The organism is Breznakia blatticola, assembly GCF_004365815.1.
GTDB classification, from domain to species: Bacteria; Bacillota_I; Bacilli_A; order Erysipelotrichales; family Erysipelotrichaceae; genus Breznakia; species Breznakia blatticola.
Genome location: NZ_SODD01000047.1, coordinates 1 through 18,978 on the forward strand (window position 1 = coordinate 1; position 18,978 = coordinate 18,978).

The following is an 18,978-nucleotide window of genomic DNA, read 5'->3' on the forward strand; positions in this document are numbered from 1 at the left end:
GGAAGTTCCTTTGCGACAATGATTTTATTTATGGCATACAGTGTAAATGCAAACCAAATACTTAACATGGACTATGTTGCACTAGAGATAGCACAGGCATTAGCAGGAAGTATTGGGATTGTATTGACTGTACCATTCACATCATTGCTTGGTGCATATATCTTAAGTGCGAAAACAAAAAGAGTAGAAAATACGAGAACACAAGGTGAGTAAAATACATAATAAAGAGAGCTAGGAGGACAAAAACTCTTAGCTTTTTTGTGCTATACTAATGGCAAGGAGATTTTGTATGGATGTTAGAGAAGATATAAAACAACTAGAAAATGAAATTTGTTTGATGCGGCGTGAGCTTCATCAAATTCCTGAAACAGGGTTCAATACAAAAAAGACATTGGACTATATTGTAGATAAACTGACTACTTTTGGCTATGATACATTTGATTTTAGCTTTGCGAAAAACTCTGTAGTCGTACAACTAAAAGTAAATGATGCACCTACATCAATCGGATTTCGTAGTGATATGGATGCTTTACCATTAAAAGAAGAAACCAAAAGATCTTTTGCTTCAACAAGTGAAAATAGCCATGCTTGTGGTCATGATGGACATATGGCTGCTTTATTAGGACTTTGTAAGTATGTAATGGAGCATAAAGATCACATAAAGAAAAACATTACCTTTATCTTCCAACCAGCTGAAGAAGGTCCTGGTGGGGCAAAAGTAATGATTGAAAATGGATTATTTACTACTTATCCAATGGAGTGCATATTTGGTGTTCATATGATGGGTGAAGTAGATGAAGGTATTATTGCTTGTCGACCTGGTCCGATGATGGCTCGCAATGGAGAGCTCTTTGTAGATATCATAGGAAAGGGAACACATGGCGCAACACCACATTTAGGAAGTGATACAATTGTTGCTGGTAGCGCATTTGTGAGTGCCTTACAAAGCATTAGCTCAAGAAACATCAATCCACTTCATAGTAGTGTAGTTACGATAGGAACGTTCCATGCTGGAAGTGCTGAAAACATCGTCGCTGAGACATGTAAAATGAAAGGTACAATTCGAGCATTTCAAGATGATACATATGAACTCATAAAAAATAGAATCCAAGAAATTGCAGAAGGGATTGCTAAGGCATATCAGGTGAATATTGATGCGAGAGTCGTTGATTATTATTTTGTTGTTGATAATGATAAGAAACTTTACGAGTTATTAGATACTGTCTTAAAAGATGAATTGTTAGAAATTGATCCAAAGATGGTTGCTGAAGACTTCTCGTTTTATCAAAGACAAGTTCCCGGCTTATTTTATTATGTTGGAACACGAAGCAAAACTTATGATCAAAATCTACATAGTGCAAAATATGATTTTGATGAAAAGGTATTACTACATGCTATTGAAACAAATGTTCGTTTGCTAGAAGGGATGGGTGTCTATGATTGATGTACATTGTCATATTCTGTACCGAGTAGATGATGCAAGTCAACGATCTACCGAATCGTTGGATATGTTAAAAGTTGCTGCTGCAGATGGAGTGAAAGTCATTGCTGCAACGAGTCATATCAAACCTCCAATGTATGAAAATACAAAAGCGGATTTACAACATGCACTAGAAAATGTACAAGCGTTGATTGAAGCTAATCATCTAGATATTGAAGTGATATTAGGTGCAGAGAACTTTCTAAATCATAAAAGTATGCACTTGTTAGATGAAGATGGCTTTGTGACATATGGTGATTATGGCAAATATATGTTAGTTGAATTTGCATGGACAAAAAATGCAATGGATAAACCAACTAGCTATTTACAGCGAATCATTGATAAAGGATTCATACCAGTTGTTGCACATCCTGAACGCTATCAATGGGTTCATGAAGATTATGAATTGGTTCGTTTGTGGCGTAAGATGGGATGCTTAATGCAAGTAAATCGTACAAGTGTATTGCAACTTGATAAAATGCAAAAAGCAAATGAGTTTGCTACACGTTTACTTGAAGATGATTTAGTAGATTGTATTGCCACTGATTCTCACGCTCCATATGCACCGCGTTTACCAAAACTTAGTGATGTATATGTATACATTAGTAAACACTATGGAGAAGAAAAAGCGAAATCTTATTTAATTGATGTACCACAGCAAATTATAAGTAAATAAAAATGTCACAAACGTGGCATTTTTTTGTTAGGTATTTTCAATAAAGTATAAAAAAAGAAGGAACTTAATCCTTCTTTAGTAATTGCTGTAATGCTGGTAAATCTTGTTCAGGACTTTGTTTGAATTCAATAACAACATCGTCGTTTTCAGCATAGCGGGGAATGAGGTGAACATGAAAGTGGAAAACACTTTGTCCAGCAACTTCATTCACATTGCTTAGTATATTCATACCTGTACAAGATAATTTATCCATGTAGTCTTTTGCAAGATCTTGTGCAACAGCCATAACTTTTTGCAAAGTTTCTGGCTCTACATCAATAAAGTTTTCATAATGTTTTTTTGGAATGACTAGTGTATGTCCTTTTGTTACTTGAGAGATATCAAGGAAGGCAAGTACATCACTATCTTCGTATACTTTATATGATGGAATTTCACCATCGACAATCTTACAGAAAATACACATAACTATTTCTCAAACTTTGAACTTGATGACAATAGATCTTGGTAGATATTTACATCATGAATTGAGTAATCGTATTTATCTAAGAAGTATGCAAATGCACGGTCTGCCAAAGGTTTTGGTGCATTTTCTTCTGTAGAAGCAGAAATTGAAATTTCTGAAATATTTTTAATTGCATCTTCTTTGAATTTTTTATAGTCTTTTTCAGTTACTTTAACAATATAGTAAGTTTCAGCACTTGGATCTTGTAGCATATTGTCTACAACTCCGTTTTTGTCAGCTTCTTCAATGTATTTCCATACAACATCAGGTAGTCCGCTATTTGTATTGTAAATAGCTTCAGAACCGTTATATGTACCTTCATCACCATATTCTTTGGCAATAGCTGCAAAGTCAGCATCTTTTTTCTTAGCTGCTTCTAATGCTTTTTTTGCTTTCTCTTCATCTTTTACTTGGAAGACTTGAGCTTTTCTAGGTTTGAATTCTTTTACTAATTCAGCTAGGTTATCTTTTACATATAATGAAGTTAATTTATTCATACGTGCATTTAATAAAATAACATCGTTGTAGAATGCTTCTTCATCTTTGTAACCATAGCTTTTGTATGTTGTTTCCCATTGGTCCCCATACATTTCTTTGTAGTAAGCAAGATCTTCATCCGCTTGTTTTTTGATATCATCATCAACTTTTACAAGTTTATCTACTAGGATTTCACTCATTGCGCGTTGTACAGGTGTAATGTTTCCTTGTGCAACTAATCCTGTATAAATATCGCCTTTAGTGATTTCTTCATCACCAACTTTGATAAGTACTTTATCATCATCTTTTACTTGTGTTGTTGCGTTGCTACATCCACTAACGAGTAATAGGCTTGCACAAGCAACTGTAAGTATTCTCTTTTTCATTGTGTGTTCCTCCTATTATTCTTTCTCTGTTTCAACGCCCATGTATGTAAGCAGTTGCGCTTTTAAGTCTTTGTCTTTAATTTCTACACTAAGTTTTTCTGCTTTTTCCCAAACGACTTTCTTACGTAGGTTAGGGTTCGCTTCTTGTACAGCTGTAACTACTGCATCTGTGTAGTCTTTTAACATTTTGTCTTTCTTTGTTGTGTCAATTTTAATTTTGTGGTATCCGTGTTCGGTACGAACCCATCCAGATACTTCACCATCTTTTAATTTCCATGCAGCATCTTTAAATTCACTTACTAAAGAGCTATCACTTGTTTGAATACCTAAGCTACCATTATTTACTGCACTGTTTGTATCTTCAGAGTATTCTTTTGCAATTTTACCAAAATCTTCATCTTTTAATAATTCATCGATTTTGTCCATTTTTGCTTGTTGTTCTGCAGTTACATCTTTGTCTTTTTCTACTTTCACAAGAATGTGACTAATTACTCGTGGAGATTTTTCTTCATAAATCTTGTCGAATAATTCTGGATTATCTTTTACATAATCGTTCATCATCTTCTTAGCTTTTTCGATATCTAAGAAATAGTCTTCGAAATCTTCAACTCCAGAATACCCAAGCTTTTGAAGTTCTGTATCCATATAGCTTTCATAATTCTTTCCTTGCGTTGATTTAAAACTTGCTTCTGCAGCTTCGAAGTTTTCCTCTGCAGTTTTTTTCATTTCATCTGTTGCTTTTACACTTTGACTTACAACTTCTCGTTCTAACATCGTATATGCAAGAATGACTCCACTAGGGGTTTCACTATCGCTACCTGTGATTGAGAACAGCTCATCATAATATTCGTCAGCTGTGTAATTTTTATTGGCAAGAGAGAAAATCACATCCTTACCATCTGCAGATTTAGCTCCGATGGTATCCTTGTTTGTGTCCCAAGCAAAATAGATCGCAAATGCGACTAAAATTGTTCCGACTAGGATAACAAACCAGAATTTTTTTAGGATATCCTTGATTGTTTCAATATTCATAATGCCTCCTACTATGCTTTTGCTTTTTTGCATACGCTAGTATATTATATAGGAAACACTAGTATAATTCTAGTGTTTCAACGAAAAGTTCACACGAACTTCATGAAAAAAATATTTCGCAAAGTTAAGTCAACATCATTGATTAAACTGCACTTTGTGAGTACAATAAGAAGAATGAGAGGTAGATGACAAATGGCGAAGTTAATAATTAAGGATTTACATGTCCAAATTAATGAAAAAGAAATTTTAAAGGGAATCAACTTAGAAGTTGATACTCATGAAATACATGCAATCATGGGTCCAAACGGACAAGGGAAAAGTACGCTTCTTTCTGCAATTATGGGAGACCCGAAATTCACAGTAACAAAAGGTAGTATTACATTTGATGGAAAAGATGTCTTAGCGATGAGTGTTGATGAAAGAAGTCGTGTAGGTATTTTCTTAGGAATGCAATATCCAGCTGAAATTCCAGGAGTGAATAACTCTGATTTTATGCGTGCTGCAATGAATGCACGTTTAGAGAAACCTATTTCTTTATTTAAGTTCATTAAAGAAATGGAAGGTGCAATTGAAGATTTAGGATTACAAAGTGAAATGGCTCACCGTAACTTAAACGAAGGATTCTCAGGTGGTGAGAAAAAACGTAATGAAATTGTACAAATGAAACTATTAAAACCAAGCTTAGCTATGCTTGATGAAATCGATTCTGGTCTTGATGTTGATGCACTTCAAATTGTTGCTAACGCAGTATATGAATTATTTAATAGTCAAGATTTATCTTTATTGATTGTTTCTCACTATGAACGTTTCTTAGATTTAATTAAACCAACACATGTACACGTGTTACTTGATGGAAAAATTCAAGAAACTGGTGGATATGAATTAATTAAGAAAATCGATACTGAAGGATATGACTGGGTATACGATAAATACGGTGTTGAAAAACCTGCAATTCAAACGCGTATGTCTTTAGATGCATGTGGAGCAAAAAAATAATGGAACAACTTGTAGGGAATAGTGTACTACATCTTGATACTTCCAAAGTTGAAACCTATGAGCTTCACGATATGCAGGAATTAGTGATAACAACTACTGCGAATACTGCAAATGAGTTAGTTATCAAACTAGTGGAAGATATGGATCTTCATTGTAAGATTCAACTAGCTAATCACAGCCAATTACATATTCTTTTTGATAATGGAGCAAAACATACAAAACTTCAAATCGAAGCAGATGTACAATTAGCTGCCACAATTAAAATCGGAATGTATGAGTTGAGTGATAGTGAAGTACAAGAGAAAGTACTTGTAAACTTATTAGCTGAAGATGCAACAGCAAAAATTGTATCAACAAGTATTTCAACAACAAAGAAAGCATTTGATATTGAGTGTATACATCATGCACCAAATACAAATTCGGATATGAATAACTTTGAAATTTCTGATGCAAAAGCAAACTATGATTTGCGTGCATGTGGAACGATTAAGAAAGGTGCATTTGGTAGTAAGTCACACCAAATGAGTCGTATCTTAACCACAAGCGATGATCAAGTAAGTAAAGCAACACCTGTCTTGCTAATTGATGAAAATGATGTAATGGCAAGTCATGCAAACTCGATGGGAAAAATGGATGAACAACATTTATACTATTTAACAAGTCGTGGGATGGATGAAAAACAAGCCAAGGAACTATTGACGCTTTCGTATTTATTGCCAATTAGTGAAGTGTTTGATAATGAAGATATGCGTAGTGAATATATTAATAAGGTACGTAGTCGGGTAGGTTTATAATATGGATGTAAAGCGTATAAGAGAAGACTTTCCGATGTTGAAAGTCAAAAGTAAAAAAGGATATGACTTAATCTATTTTGATAATGCCGCAACTGCATTTAAACCATACAGTGTTATTGATGCAGTTACAAAGTACTATACAAATTATTCAGTAAATGCACATCGTGGAGATTATGAACTTGGATTTACTGTAGATACACTATATGAAGAAGCACGCGAACGTGTAGCAAAGTTTATCAATTGTGAGAAAAAAGAAGTTGTGTTTACAACAGGAGCTTCTTTTGGATTAAACCAAGTTGCCTACGGGTATGCTGGAAAACACTTACAACCAGGTGATGTGATTTTAACAGATGAAGCAGAACATGCTTCAAACTATTTGCCTTGGATGAATATTGCAGAAGCAAAAGGTGCAAAACTAGAATTTATCCCATTGGATGACAATGGAATGATTACACCTGAACAAGTCGAAAAGATGATGTCAAATAAAGTAAAAATCATTGCGATTGCACATGTTACAAATGTCCTTGGTGCAGAAATTGATATTAAAGAAATTAGTCGTATTGCTCATGAACATGGAGCAATTATCGTTGTTGATGGGGCACAAAGTGCACCACACATGAAAGTAGATATGAAAGATCTTGATTGTGATTTCTTTGCATTCAGTGGACATAAATTATGTGGTTCTACAGGAGTGGGAGTACTATATGGTAAATATGAATTGCTGGAAGATATGGAACCTATGTTATTAGGTGGAGGAAGTAATGCTCGCTATGACATGTGTGGAAATATTTTAATGAAAAATCCACCATATAAATTCGAACCAGGAACACCACCAATTGAAGCAACACTAGGAATGAAAGCAGCAATTGATTATATAGATGCAATTGGTATGGATACGATTTATACATACGAGCATGAATTGCGTGATTATATGCTTAAGAAAATGCAAAGTGAACTTGATAATGTTGAGATTTATAATGCAGATGTTGAAAGCAGTATTATTACATTCAACATAAAAGATGTCTTTAGCCAGGATGCAGCTACATATTTTTCAGATAAAGGAATTAGTTTACGTAGTGGTCAACACTGCGCAAAGCTATTGATGGATGTGTTGCAAACACCAAGTACATTACGTGCAAGTTTAGCTTTCTACAATACAAAAGAAGAAGTTGATCACTTTATCGAAGTATGTAAAAGCATAAATAAAGAATCCATGTTAGATGTATTCTTTTAGGAGGAAATGTTTATGAGTAGTATGATGAACGACCCAATGATTTTACGACAAATCATTATGGATCATGGACAAAATCCAAGAAACCATGAATTATCGAAAGATCCTGAATATAAAGAAAAACACATGGCAAGTGATTCTTGTATTGATGATATCCATGTGCAAGCAAAAATTAAAGATGGAAAGATTGACGATGTTCGTTTTGATGGAGTAGCATGTACCATTTCAACTTCATCAACTTCGATTATGAGTGAGTTACTTATTGGGAAAACTATTGAAGAAGCACGCGAAATTATTAAAAACTATCGTGCGATGATCGATGAAAAACCATATGATGAAGATTTACTTGAAGAAGCAATTGCTTTCCAAAATGTTGGAAAACAAGCCAATCGAATTCACTGTGCCACAATTGGCTGGGATGGTATGGAAGCTTTAATTGATGAAAGCGAGGAAAACCATGACTGATAAAGAAAAAGAACTTGGTCTTAGTGAAGAGTATGAATATGGTTTTCACGATGAAGACACAAGTGTTTATAAAACAAAAAAAGGTTTATCTAAAGAAATTGTAGAAGAGATTTCAAATATAAAAGGTGAACCAGAATGGATGAAGGAGTACCGTTTGCAAGCGTTAGAATATTTTCAAAAATCACCAATGCAAACATGGGGACCTGATCTAAGCGAAATTGACTTTGATGAATTTACATATTACATTAAACCAAGTGAGAGAACAGAAACCTCTTGGGATGATGTACCAGATACAATCAAAGACACTTTTGATCGTTTAGGAATTCCTGAAGCAGAAAAGGACTTCTTAGCAGGTGTTACAACGCAATACGATAGTGAAGCGGTGTATCACAATATGTTACAAGAAGTGCAAGATAAGGGAGTTATCTTCCTTGATACAGATACTGCATTAAAAGAACACGAAGAACTTTTTAAGAAGTTTTTTGGGAAGTTAATTCCATATACGGATAATAAATTTGCTGCGTTAAATAGTGCAGTGTGGAGCGGTGGTAGTTTTATTTACGTACCAAAAGGTGTGAAATTAGAAAAACCACTACAATCGTATTTCCGTATTAATACGGAACAAGGTGGACAATTTGAACGTACACTAATCATTGTTGATGAGGGTGCAGATATTCACTATGTAGAAGGATGTACAGCACCAGTGTATTCAAAAGATAGTCTACATGCTGCTGTTGTTGAAATTTTTGTACATAAAGATGCAAAATGTCGTTACTCAACAGTACAAAACTGGAGTAGTAATATTATTAACCTTGTTACGAAACGTGCAAAAGTACTATATAACGGAAGTATGGAATGGATCGATGGAAACATTGGTTCGGGTGTGAATATGAAATATCCTGCTTGTGTACTTGCTGAAGAATATGCAAAAGGAACAACTGTTTCGATTGCTGTTGCTAGTAAAGGACAAATCCAAGATGCAGGAGCAAAAATGATTCATTTAGCACCACATACATCAAGCACAATTATTTCGAAGTCGATTTCAAAAAAAGGTGGGGAAGTTAACTACCGTGGAATCGTACGTCATGGAAAAAATGCGAAATATGCGAAAAGTAAGATTGAATGTGATACACTTATTTTAGACAAATTAAGTCGATCAGATACAATACCAACAAATATCGTGGAAAATAATGATTCAACTATTGAACACGAGGCAACCGTATCTAAGATTTCTGAAGAACAATTATACTATCTAATGAGTCGTGGGTTAACCAAAGAAGCTGCAGAAGAAATGATTGTAATGGGATTTTTAGAGCCATTTACAAAAGAATTACCAATGGAATATGCAGTTGAACTTAACCAACTATTGAAAATGGATATGGAAGGGTCAATCGGGTAATACTATGAAAAAGAATCTGAGAACAGAAACAAGAAAAAAACGTCAAGAACTTAACGAGCTTCAACTTGCAAACTATTCTGCAGATGTTGTTGATAAGTTAATTCCTTTATTGCGGAAATATGAAAAAATTGCCATTTATTTACCAATGAAAAGCGAAGTAGATGTCACAAGTTTATTACGCTTGGAACGTTCGTTCTTTGCACCAGTTGTTACTGGAAAAAGAGAAATGGACTTTTACTTAATTGAAGGACTTGATCAATTTACAATTGGATCGTTTGGTCAAAAAGAACCAATCTCAGATTTTAAAATAGAACCAGAAGATCTTGAAGTCATCATTGTCCCACTTGTCGGGTTTGATGAAAAACTAAACCGCCTTGGTCAAGGTGGTGGATACTATGATGTGTATCTAAAAAAGACAAATGCACTTAAAATTGGTGTTGGATTTGAAGCACAGAAATTAGCAGATATTCCAACAGAAACATTTGATGTTCCACTAGACTATATTGTAAGTGAAGCGAAGGTATATCATAAATAAAACAAAATAAGAGTCCCAAGTACTAGAAATGGTAGAAAGGGGATTCTTTTTTTATTAGATATATACATATAGAATAATCCGCAAGTATTTGCAATCATTAACATGTAAAGCATATGAGTAAAACCAAGGAATACATATGCATATACAATGTATTTTATGTCCGCTCCACCTAAAAAAGACTTGGCATAACAAATAGCAAGGATGAAAAAGAAGATCAAACTCATCCATGGATGTTCAATTCTATATGAATAATTTAAATGCAAGTCGATATACAATAGAATAAAGAATCGATCTTGAATGATTTGATTGTCAAGATCTTGTAAACAAATGTAAATGAATAAACAAAGTGTAGATAGTTCCATACCATCTATACAATTTAAAAACATAGATTCCTAGAATGTGGTAAAATAGAGAACATACGAGGTAGATTATGAAGACATTTTTGATTGATTTAGATGGTACCATGTACCACGGAAGTATTATGGTAGAGGGAGCACAAGCGTTTTTGGATCGTATTAAAGAAAGCGGGAATCGCTATATCTTTCTTACAAATAATGCAACACGTACATTAAAACAAAATAAAGAACATATGGAAGCGATTGGTTTTAATGGAATTCAAGAAGAAGATTTCTTTACTTCAAGTATGGCTGCAGCGATGCATGTAGCTGAAAACTATAAAGAGCGAAATGCATATATGGTTGGAAAAGATGGATTACGTGAAGCATTACTTACCAATGGATTTCATATTACAGATAAAGATGTTGATTTCGTTTTTGTTGGGTTAGATAAAGATGGAACGTATGAAATGTATTCACATGCACTCTCATTTTTACTAAACGGTGCAAAACTAATCGGTACAAATAGTGATCGTCGTTTAGCAACAAGTGAAGGATATGCTATAGGAAATGGAAGTGTTGTGGCTTTATTTGAATATGCAAGTGAACAAAAAAGTGAAAAGATAGGGAAACCCTATGCACCTATCTTAAATCAAGCATTACGTTATTTTGATATACAAAAAGAAGATGTCGTTATGGTAGGTGATAATCTAGAGACGGATATAGCCCTTGGACAAAATACAGGAATTGACACTATTTTAATTACAAGTGGAGTACATTCACGCATAGATGTTGAAACCTTTGGAATTAAACCAACATATATCGTTGATTCGCTTGATGAAATTCAAGTGATTTGAAAGGATTTATAAAAAAAGTAGAAAAAAGATGTGAAAGCGGTTGCAATTATGTGCAATTGTGGTACAATTCAATTATAAATTGGATAGTGATTGTGAGAACAAGCTAAACCTATTTGCCCAAACAATGATAAATATGCAGGATTTTTGTATATTATCAGAGTTAGGTGAATAGGTTTTTATCTTTATTTGGAGAATGTGAGGGAAATATGAGGATTGAAAAAATACTAAACAACAATGTCGTAGTTATACTTGATCAACATCAAAATGAAAAGATTGTGATGGGTTGTGGACTCGCATTTAAGAAGAAAGTTGGAGACGAAGTTGATCCAGGGATGATAGATAAAGAATTCTTTATGGCAAACCCAGATATGAATAGTCGTTTCCAAGAGTTATTGGTTGATATCCCAATGGAGTACGTACAACTCTCAGAAGAAATTGTAACCTTTGCAAAAACACATTTAGGTAGAAAATTGAATGATTCAATTTACATTTCAATTGTCGACCATATGTATACTGCAATTGTACGTTTCAATGAAGGAATTACTGTAAAGAATGCTTTGTTGTGGGATACAAAACGTTTTTATCCTGATGAATATGCAGTCGGGAAAACCGCTTTGGATATGATTGAGGAAAAATTCAATGTGCGTTTACCAGATGATGAAGCTGGATTCGTTGCTTTACACTTAGTGAATGCAGAGATGGATGAAGATATCGAAGATGTTTATGAAATTACAACAGTAATGCAAGAAATATCAAACATTGTAAAGTATTACTTCAATGTAGAGTTTGATGAAGATTCCGTATATTTCTATCGATTTATTACACACTTAAAGTTCTTTGCGCAACGTCTGATTCACAAGAACACATATACTGGAAATCAAGAAGATGACTTATTAGAACTCATTAAAGTGAAATATAAAAATGCATACGATTGTGTATTAAAAATTACAAAGTTTATTGTTGAGAAATATGATTATGTTCTTTCAAATGAAGAACAATTATACTTAACAATTCATATTGAGCGCGTTATTTATAAAACAGATAAATAACCGATGTAAAGTGATCATTGATCACAAATAAATTCGTCATTTATAAAGCAATTATAAGGAAATGAAAGGGGGATTTGACAGGTACTTGCTTTGTAAAAATATAGTGGGTGGTGACATTAAGTTGGCCAAACCTTCAGATTTCATATAACTATTTATTTCAGAAAGATGGAGGTCAAAAAAATGGGAAAATATGAACAATTAGCAAGAGATATAGTTGCTAATGTTGGTGGAAAAGAAAACATCAACAGTTTAACGCACTGTATCACAAGATTACGTTTTAAATTAAAAGATGAAAGTAAAGCAAACGATGATGTATTAAAAAACATGGACGGAGTTGTTACTGTCATGAAAAGTGGTGGGCAATACCAAGTAGTAATTGGAAACCACGTATCTAAAGTTTACGATGATGTATTAGAAGTAGCTGGATTATCAAGCGAAAGTGCTGCAAATTCAGATGGAGACAAAGGAAATTTCTTTGATCGTGTTATTGATGTATTAAGTGGAACTTTCCAACCATTCCTTGGTGTATTATGTGCTTGTGGGATGATGCAAGGGGTAAATGCTGTATGTACATTCTTAGAAGTATATGATGCTACATCAGGTATTTACATTTTCTTAAATGCAATTGGAAACTCAGTATTTAACTTCTTACCGATGTTCGTAGGATACAACGCTGCGAAGAAATTCGGATTAAAACCAATGATTGGTTTAGCTATTGGAGCAAGTTTATGTATGCCTGCTGTACAATTAAGTACAATGTCAGCTGGTGTTGAAACTGCACCATTTAGCTTATTAGGTCTTGATTCTTATGTTAAACTTTTCGGAATTCCTTGGGTAGCACAAAACTACTTAAGTGGAGCTATGCCAGCATTATTTATTGTAATGTTTGCTGCTAAAGTGCAAAAACTTGCAATCAAAGTGATTCCTGAAGTAATTCAAACATTCTTCGTACCATTCTTTGTATTAATCGTTTCATTATTCGCTGGATTCTTAGTGATTGGACCAGTTATGGGATTATTCATGGAATACCTACAAATGGGATTCCAAGCATTGATCGATTTCTCACCATTTGTATATGGTGCAGTTCTTGGTCTTGTATGGCAAGTACTTGTTATCTTTGGACTTCACTGGAGTGTTGTACCTTTACACATTATGGCAATTGCTTCAACAGGATCTAGTTCAATTCTTACTGGTATGTTTGGAACAACATTCGCACAAACTGGTGCTATTCTTGCAATGTGGATTAAAGCGAAAAACCCTGTGTACAAAGAAATTGGACCTGGGGCAATTATCTCTGGTATTTGTGGGGTAACAGAACCTGCGATTTATGGTATGTCATTACCAGAAAAAACACCATTTGCATTCTCTATGATCGGTGCTGGTATTGCTGGTGCAATCTTTGCAGGAAGCAACGCAATTTCATACACTTCTGGTGGTTTAGGAATCTTCGGTGTTGTTAACTATATTACTCCAGATGGAGATGCTAGTGGAATGTGGTCAGCAATCATCTGTGTTGTAATTTCAATGGTAATTGGATTTGCGTTGACTTTCTTCTTCTGGAAAGACAAATACGAAGCAAAAGACGTTACTGCACAAGCTGAAACATTAGTAAAAAAAAAACAATCAGTAGCTAGCCCTATTAAAGGTAAAGTGGTTCCTCTTTCTTCAGTGAAAGATGATGCTTTTGCACAAGGTGCATTAGGTAAAGGGATCGCGATTGAACCAACTGAAGGAAAAGTAGTTGCGCCATTTGATGGAACAGTAATTACATTATTCCCAACAAAACATGCAATTGGTTTAGTTTCTGATGATGGTATGGAATTACTAATTCACATCGGAATGGATACGGTTCAACTTGAAGGTAAACATTTTGAAGCACTTGTTAGCCAAGGTGACAAAGTAAAACAAGGACAAGCTCTTGTGAACTTTGATATTGAAGCAATTCAAGAAGCTGGATTTAGTACAATTACACCAGTTGTCGTTGTGAATACGACAGATTATTTAGATCTTGTGGAAACACAAGAACCTGAAGTAAAAACTGGAGATGAAATTATCATCGGTTTAGTTTAAAAACACACACAAAGCATTAGGGAAACCTAATGTTTTGTTGCCTTTATAGATAAAAAAAGAATGAAAATAATGCATTTATTGCCTTGACTCTACAGTTGCTAGAGGGTTTAAACTAAGGCTATAAGCAATAATATAATTGAAAGAAATATATGTGAAAGAGAGGGTACTATGGCTTTTAGAAAAGATTTTTTATGGGGTGGAGCAACCGCTGCCAACCAATGCGAAGGTGCATACAATGTTGATGGAAGAGGATTAGCAAATGTTGATGTGATTCCTCATGGGAAGGACCGTTTCCCAGTGATGCTAGGAAACATGAAAATGTTTGATTTTGATGATGAACACTTCTATCCTGCACAAAATGCGATTGATATGTATCATAACTACAAAGAAGACATCGCACTATTTGGAGAAATGGGATTTAAAACATACCGTTTATCTATTGCTTGGACAAGAATTTTCCCTAACGGTGATGAAGATGAACCAAATGAAGCTGGACTGAAATTCTATGAAGATTTATTTAAAGAATGTCACAAATATGGAATTGAACCATTAGTTACAATTACACACTTTGACTGTCCAATGCACTTAATCACTGAGTATGGTGGATGGAAAAACCGTAAGTTAATTGGATTCTATGAAAAATTAGTAAGAGTTTTATTTACACGTTACAAAGGACTTGTAAAATACTGGTTAACATTCAATGAAATTAACATGATTTTACACTTACCATTTATGGGAGCTGGTCTTTACTTTGAAGAAGGTGAAAACCGTGATCAAGCAACATATACAGCTGCACACCATGAGTTGGTAGCAAGTGCTCTAGCTACAAAAATTGGACACGAAATTGATCCAACCAATATGATTGGATGTATGCTTGCTGCTGGTGAAGTATATCCATATTCATGTAACCCCGGAGATGTTTGGAAAGCATACGAAACAAACCGTGATAACTACTTCTTTATTGATGTACAATCAAGAGGTGAATATCCAAAATATGCATTACTTGATTTAGAAAGAAAAGGAGTAAAAATTCCTTTCGTTGAAGGTGATGAAGAAATCTTAAAAGAACACACTGTAGACTTTATTAGTTTCTCTTACTACTCTTCAAAATGTGCAAGTGTTGATGAAAAGCTAAAAACTGATGGAAACGTATTTGCTTCAGTGAAAAACCCATACTTGAAAGCAAGTGAATGGGGATGGCAAATCGATCCTCAAGGATTACGTACTACACTTAACGCATTATATGACCGCTACCAAAAACCATTATTCATCGTTGAAAATGGATTGGGTGCAGTAGATAAACCAGATGCAAACGGTTATGTTGAAGATGACTACCGCATTGACTATATGAGAGAACACATTAAAGCAATGCACGATGCTGTTACATTAGATGGTGTAGATTTACTTGGATACACTTCTTGGGGATGTATTGACCTAGTTAGTGCTTCAACAGGTGAAATGAGTAAACGTTATGGATTCATTTATGTAGACCGTGATGACGCTGGGAATGGAACATTAAAACGTAGTAAAAAGAAAAGCTTTGACTGGTATAAAGAAGTAATCGCTTCTAACGGAGAAAATATCTAATTAAATCATTGCCTGTTTATGATGTACCGAAAACTGGTAGTTGATAAACAGGCTTTATTATTTTACTTAAGAAAAAGAAAGAAACTGGAGGAACTATGGGAAGACTTAAGATTGCAACAATTGGTGGAGGTAGTAGCTACACACCAGAATTATTTGAAGGATTTATTAAACGTAAAGATGAGTTAGATATTAAAGAAATCTGGCTTGTGGATATCGAAGAAGGAAAAGAAAAACTAGAAATCGTTGGAGCGATGGCAAAACGTATGATTAAAGCTGCTAACCTTGATTGGGAAGTGCACCTTACAATGGATCGCAGAGCTGCATTAAAAGATGCAGACTTCGTAACTACACAATTTCGTGTTGGATTGCTTGATGCAAGAATCAAAGATGAAACCATTCCATTAAAGTATGGAATGATGGGTCAAGAAACAAATGGAGCTGGGGGAATGTTCAAAGCTTTACGTACCATTCCAGTCATTAAATCAATTATTGATGATATGAAAGAACTTTGTCCAAATGCATGGTTAGTAAACTTTACCAATCCATCAGGGATGGTTACAGAAGCTGCAATCAAACACTTTGGTTGGACAAGAACGATTGGATTATGTAATGTGCCTATCGTTCACCAAAACATCGCAAATGCATTTGAAGGATTAGAACCATTCAGTGAAGAATTATACTTTAAGTTTGCAGGGTTAAATCACTTCCACTGGCACCGTGTTTGGAACAAACAAGGACAAGAAATCACAGATAAAATCATTGACCAACAATATGGAAAAGATATCGCTCCTGAAGATATGCCAGAAGGAGTAAAAAACATTCCACAAATGCCTTTTGATTACGACTTGGTAAAACATGAAGGATTATTACCATGTATGTACCACCGTTATTACTATTTAACACAAACAATGCTAGATTTAGAACTAGAAGAATACAAAGAAAACAACACACGTGCACAACTAGTTAAAGCAACCGAAGATCGCTTGTTTGAACTATACAAAGATCCAAACTTAGACTACAAACCAAAAGAGCTAAGTGAACGAGGTGGAACATTCTATAGTGATGCAGCTTGTGAAGTAATTGCATCCATTGTGAACGACAAACGAAAAGTAATGGTTGTAAGTACACAAAACAAAGGGGCGATTGCGGATTTACCATATGATAGTATTGCAGAGGTATCAAGCTATATTACAAGTCATGGAGCAGAACCAATTGTATGGGGAAGTTTTAAGAGTGCACAAAGAGGAATGCTACAAATTATGAAAGCAATGGAAGAATGTACGATTGAAGCAGCAATCACGGGAAACTATGAAACATTAAAACAAGCATTCACAATTAATCCATTAATCGAGTCTGGAGAAAAAGCAGACATGGTAATGAATGAACTATTAGTTGCGCATAAAAAACACTTACCACAATTCGCAGACAAAATTGCTGAATTAGAAAGTAAAGGAGTGACATATAATGGGTAGATTTCCAGAAGGATTTTTATGGGGTGGAGCAACTGCTGCCAACCAATGTGAAGGTGGATATAGAGAAGGCGGAAAAGGCTTATCTATTTCTGATATCTGTACAGGTGGATCAAGAACACAAGCAAAACGCATTACACCCGTATTAGAGGAAGGTACATTTTATCCTTCACACGAAGCGATTGATATGTATCACCACTACAAAAATGATATCGCAATGTTTGCGCAAATGGGATTCAAAGTATATCGTTTCTCAATTGCATGGACTCGTATTTTCCCAAAAGGAGATGAAAGCGAACCAAATGAAGCGGGATTGCTTTTCTATGAAAGCGTTATTGATGAGTGTTTAAAACACAATATAGAACCATTAGTTACAATTTCTCACTACGAATTGCCATATCATTTATCAAAAGAATATGGTGGTTGGGCGAATCGTAAGTTGATTGACTTTTTCATGAACTACTGTACTGCGATTTTTAATCGCTATAAAGGAAAAGTAAAATACTGGTTAACATTTAATGAAATTAATGGTGCAATGGGGAATTTAGGTAACTTCTTATCATTAGGAATTATTAATGAAGGAACTACTGATTTCATGCATCAAGTAGATAATCCACAAAAACGTTTCCAAGGATTACACCACCAATTTGTTGCAAGTGCAAAAGCTGTACAATTAGCACACGAATTGGATGCAAATAACCAAGTTGGAAATATGATTATCTATGCAACAACGTATCCATTAACATGTAAACCAGAGGATGCCATTGCAGCACAAAAACAAAACCAAAACTTTAATTATTACTGTACAGATGTACAAGTAAAAGGAAAATATCCAACATTTGCACAACGCATTTGGGATGAAAATGGAGTAAGTCTTGATATTGCTGAAGGTGATATGGAAACCATCGCAAATGGAACTGTTGACTTTATCTCGTTCTCATACTATATGTCAAGTTGTACATCTGCTGATCCAGCTAAAAAAGGTGAAGGGAACTTACTTGGTGGGACACCAAACCCTTACTTAGAAGCAAGTGAGTGGGGATGGCAAATTGATCCACAAGGACTTCGTTATGCATTAATTGATCTATATGATCGTTACCGCGTTCCATTAATGGTTGTTGAAAATGGTCTAGGAGCACTTGATACAATTGAGGAAGACGGTTCTATTAATGATGACTACCGTATTGATTACTTACGTAAACATATTGATGCTATGGCTGAAGCGATTGCTGATGGTGTAGACTTGCGTGCCTTTACACCTTGGGGATGCATTGACTTGGTTAGTGCATCAACTGGAGAGATGGCAAAACGCTATGGTTTTATTTATGTTGAAAAATATGATGATGGTAGCGGAGACTTCTCAAGAAGAAAGAAAAAATCATTTGACTGGTACAAAGAAGTGATTGCTTCAAACGGAGAAAACGTATAATTTTTAAGGATTATGTAGAAAAATTGCATAATCCTTTTTTTCATTTTCAAGTTGAATGAAATGAACCATAATCATACAAAATACAAATCTATATCAAAGTGAATATGTATTTGCTGTAAATTGTAAAATTAACTTGAAGAAAAAACGGAAAACCAAGTGATAAAAAATCGGAATTGCAATTGATGAATTTTCGGAATTATAACTTGAAG

Annotated in this window: 19 protein-coding genes; 15 read left to right on the top strand and 4 right to left on the bottom strand. The window is 34.6% G+C overall.

The genetic code is table 11. From position 1 onward, the window contains the following. The 3 genes from EDD63_RS09910 to EDD63_RS09920 all read left to right on the top strand — a co-directional run. On the top strand, positions 1 to 213 hold a 213-nt coding region (locus tag EDD63_RS09910), incomplete at its 5' end, for a YibE/F family protein (protein ID WP_166667613.1). Positions 214 to 289: 76 nt separating this feature from the next. After that, the gene (locus tag EDD63_RS09915; RefSeq protein ID WP_166667614.1) at positions 290 to 1,444 is read left to right on the top strand and encodes a M20 metallopeptidase family protein; all 1,155 of its coding nucleotides are present in this window, start codon (positions 290 to 292) and stop codon (positions 1,442 to 1,444) included. Beyond that, a complete protein-coding gene (locus tag EDD63_RS09920; RefSeq protein ID WP_134170990.1) occupies positions 1,437 to 2,156 on the top strand; it encodes a tyrosine-protein phosphatase in 720 nt (239 codons plus the stop codon). The genes EDD63_RS09915 and EDD63_RS09920 overlap by 8 nt, the downstream gene beginning before the upstream one ends. Positions 2,157 to 2,220: 64 nt before the next feature. Here EDD63_RS09920 and EDD63_RS09925 read toward each other — a convergent pair whose 3' ends face one another. Genes EDD63_RS09925 through EDD63_RS09935 form a run of 3 tightly spaced genes read right to left on the bottom strand, consistent with a single transcriptional unit; the run spans position 2,221 to position 4,553 of the window. Continuing rightward, positions 2,221 to 2,619, bottom strand: a complete 399-nt coding sequence (locus tag EDD63_RS09925) for an HIT family protein (RefSeq protein WP_134170992.1) — start codon at positions 2,617 to 2,619, stop codon at positions 2,221 to 2,223. 2 nt (positions 2,620 to 2,621) lie between these two features. Further along, positions 2,622 to 3,521, bottom strand: a complete 900-nt coding sequence (locus EDD63_RS09930; RefSeq protein WP_134170994.1) for a peptidyl-prolyl cis-trans isomerase — start codon at positions 3,519 to 3,521, stop codon at positions 2,622 to 2,624. Positions 3,522 to 3,536: 15 nt separating this feature from the next. Then, the gene (locus EDD63_RS09935) at positions 3,537 to 4,553 is read right to left on the bottom strand and encodes a peptidylprolyl isomerase (protein ID WP_166667615.1); all 1,017 of its coding nucleotides are present in this window, start codon (positions 4,551 to 4,553) and stop codon (positions 3,537 to 3,539) included. 192 nt (positions 4,554 to 4,745) lie between these two features. On the opposite strand from EDD63_RS09935, the gene sufC reads away from it, so the two are divergent. The 6 genes from sufC to EDD63_RS09965 are packed head-to-tail and all read left to right on the top strand — an operon-like array spanning position 4,746 to position 9,973. Then, the gene (gene sufC / locus EDD63_RS09940; protein ID WP_134170998.1) at positions 4,746 to 5,549 is read left to right on the top strand and encodes a Fe-S cluster assembly ATPase SufC; all 804 of its coding nucleotides are present in this window, start codon (positions 4,746 to 4,748) and stop codon (positions 5,547 to 5,549) included. Next, positions 5,549 to 6,343, top strand: a complete 795-nt coding sequence (locus EDD63_RS09945; RefSeq protein WP_166667616.1) for a SufD family Fe-S cluster assembly protein — start codon at positions 5,549 to 5,551, stop codon at positions 6,341 to 6,343. The genes sufC and EDD63_RS09945 overlap by 1 nt, the downstream gene beginning before the upstream one ends. A 34-nt stretch (positions 6,344 to 6,377) precedes the next feature. Further along, entirely contained in the window at positions 6,378 to 7,577 is a 1,200-nt protein-coding gene (locus EDD63_RS09950; protein WP_243833765.1) for an aminotransferase class V-fold PLP-dependent enzyme, read from the top strand. Between the two features lie 12 nt (positions 7,578 to 7,589). After that, positions 7,590 to 8,039, top strand: coding sequence for a Fe-S cluster assembly sulfur transfer protein SufU (sufU, locus tag EDD63_RS09955; protein WP_134171004.1), 450 nt, complete (start codon positions 7,590 to 7,592; stop codon positions 8,037 to 8,039). Beyond that, positions 8,032 to 9,438, top strand: coding sequence for a Fe-S cluster assembly protein SufB (gene sufB / locus EDD63_RS09960; RefSeq protein WP_134171006.1), 1,407 nt, complete (start codon positions 8,032 to 8,034; stop codon positions 9,436 to 9,438). The genes sufU and sufB overlap by 8 nt, the downstream gene beginning before the upstream one ends. 4 nt (positions 9,439 to 9,442) lie before the next feature. Then, positions 9,443 to 9,973: a 5-formyltetrahydrofolate cyclo-ligase gene (locus EDD63_RS09965; RefSeq protein WP_134171008.1), complete on the top strand. Its 531-nt coding sequence runs from the start codon at positions 9,443 to 9,445 to the stop codon at positions 9,971 to 9,973. Here the strand turns inward: EDD63_RS09965 and EDD63_RS11775 are convergent. Continuing rightward, entirely contained in the window at positions 9,964 to 10,359 is a 396-nt protein-coding gene (locus EDD63_RS11775) for a prepilin peptidase (RefSeq protein WP_134171010.1), read from the bottom strand. The two genes, EDD63_RS09965 and EDD63_RS11775, sit on opposite strands and share 10 nt — an antisense overlap. Positions 10,360 to 10,403: 44 nt before the next feature. Between EDD63_RS11775 and EDD63_RS09975 the strand changes: the two genes are divergently transcribed. The 6 genes from EDD63_RS09975 (at position 10,404) to EDD63_RS10000 (ending at position 18,769) form a co-directional block, all read left to right on the top strand. Further along, the gene (locus tag EDD63_RS09975) at positions 10,404 to 11,165 is read left to right on the top strand and encodes an HAD-IIA family hydrolase (RefSeq protein ID WP_243833766.1); all 762 of its coding nucleotides are present in this window, start codon (positions 10,404 to 10,406) and stop codon (positions 11,163 to 11,165) included. Between the two features lie 206 nt (positions 11,166 to 11,371). Continuing rightward, positions 11,372 to 12,214, top strand: a complete 843-nt coding sequence (licT, locus tag EDD63_RS09980; RefSeq protein ID WP_134171014.1) for a BglG family transcription antiterminator LicT — start codon at positions 11,372 to 11,374, stop codon at positions 12,212 to 12,214. Positions 12,215 to 12,394: 180 nt separating this feature from the next. Next, entirely contained in the window at positions 12,395 to 14,284 is a 1,890-nt protein-coding gene (locus EDD63_RS09985; protein WP_134171016.1) for a beta-glucoside-specific PTS transporter subunit IIABC, read from the top strand. A gap of 168 nt (positions 14,285 to 14,452) precedes the next feature. Continuing rightward, a complete protein-coding gene (locus EDD63_RS09990; RefSeq protein WP_134171018.1) occupies positions 14,453 to 15,871 on the top strand; it encodes a 6-phospho-beta-glucosidase in 1,419 nt (472 codons plus the stop codon). A 95-nt stretch (positions 15,872 to 15,966) separates the two neighbouring features. Continuing rightward, on the top strand, positions 15,967 to 17,343 hold the full coding sequence (locus EDD63_RS09995; protein ID WP_134171020.1) for a 6-phospho-beta-glucosidase: 1,377 nt from the start codon (positions 15,967 to 15,969) through the stop codon (positions 17,341 to 17,343). Further along, the gene (locus tag EDD63_RS10000) at positions 17,336 to 18,769 is read left to right on the top strand and encodes a glycoside hydrolase family 1 protein (protein ID WP_134171022.1); all 1,434 of its coding nucleotides are present in this window, start codon (positions 17,336 to 17,338) and stop codon (positions 18,767 to 18,769) included. The genes EDD63_RS09995 and EDD63_RS10000 overlap by 8 nt, the downstream gene beginning before the upstream one ends. Positions 18,770 to 18,978 lie beyond the last annotated feature (209 nt).

Coding starts and splice junctions, on each gene's coding strand:
- EDD63_RS09915 (WP_166667614.1), top strand. CDS start 290: ATGGATGTTAGAGAAGATATAAAACAACTAGAAAATGAAATTTGTTTG.
- EDD63_RS09920 (WP_134170990.1), top strand. CDS start 1,437: ATGATTGATGTACATTGTCATATTCTGTACCGAGTAGATGATGCAAGT.
- EDD63_RS09925 (WP_134170992.1), bottom strand. CDS start 2,619: ATGTGTATTTTCTGTAAGATTGTCGATGGTGAAATTCCATCATATAAA.
- EDD63_RS09930 (WP_134170994.1), bottom strand. CDS start 3,521: ATGAAAAAGAGAATACTTACAGTTGCTTGTGCAAGCCTATTACTCGTT.
- EDD63_RS09935 (WP_166667615.1), bottom strand. CDS start 4,553: ATGAATATTGAAACAATCAAGGATATCCTAAAAAAATTCTGGTTTGTT.
- sufC (WP_134170998.1), top strand. CDS start 4,746: ATGGCGAAGTTAATAATTAAGGATTTACATGTCCAAATTAATGAAAAA.
- EDD63_RS09945 (WP_166667616.1), top strand. CDS start 5,549: ATGGAACAACTTGTAGGGAATAGTGTACTACATCTTGATACTTCCAAA.
- EDD63_RS09950 (WP_243833765.1), top strand. CDS start 6,378: ATGTTGAAAGTCAAAAGTAAAAAAGGATATGACTTAATCTATTTTGAT.
- sufU (WP_134171004.1), top strand. CDS start 7,590: ATGAGTAGTATGATGAACGACCCAATGATTTTACGACAAATCATTATG.
- sufB (WP_134171006.1), top strand. CDS start 8,032: ATGACTGATAAAGAAAAAGAACTTGGTCTTAGTGAAGAGTATGAATAT.
- EDD63_RS09965 (WP_134171008.1), top strand. CDS start 9,443: ATGAAAAAGAATCTGAGAACAGAAACAAGAAAAAAACGTCAAGAACTT.
- EDD63_RS11775 (WP_134171010.1), bottom strand. CDS start 10,359: ATGTTTTTAAATTGTATAGATGGTATGGAACTATCTACACTTTGTTTA.
- EDD63_RS09975 (WP_243833766.1), top strand. CDS start 10,404: ATGAAGACATTTTTGATTGATTTAGATGGTACCATGTACCACGGAAGT.
- licT (WP_134171014.1), top strand. CDS start 11,372: ATGAGGATTGAAAAAATACTAAACAACAATGTCGTAGTTATACTTGAT.
- EDD63_RS09985 (WP_134171016.1), top strand. CDS start 12,395: ATGGGAAAATATGAACAATTAGCAAGAGATATAGTTGCTAATGTTGGT.
- EDD63_RS09990 (WP_134171018.1), top strand. CDS start 14,453: ATGGCTTTTAGAAAAGATTTTTTATGGGGTGGAGCAACCGCTGCCAAC.
- EDD63_RS09995 (WP_134171020.1), top strand. CDS start 15,967: ATGGGAAGACTTAAGATTGCAACAATTGGTGGAGGTAGTAGCTACACA.
- EDD63_RS10000 (WP_134171022.1), top strand. CDS start 17,336: ATGGGTAGATTTCCAGAAGGATTTTTATGGGGTGGAGCAACTGCTGCC.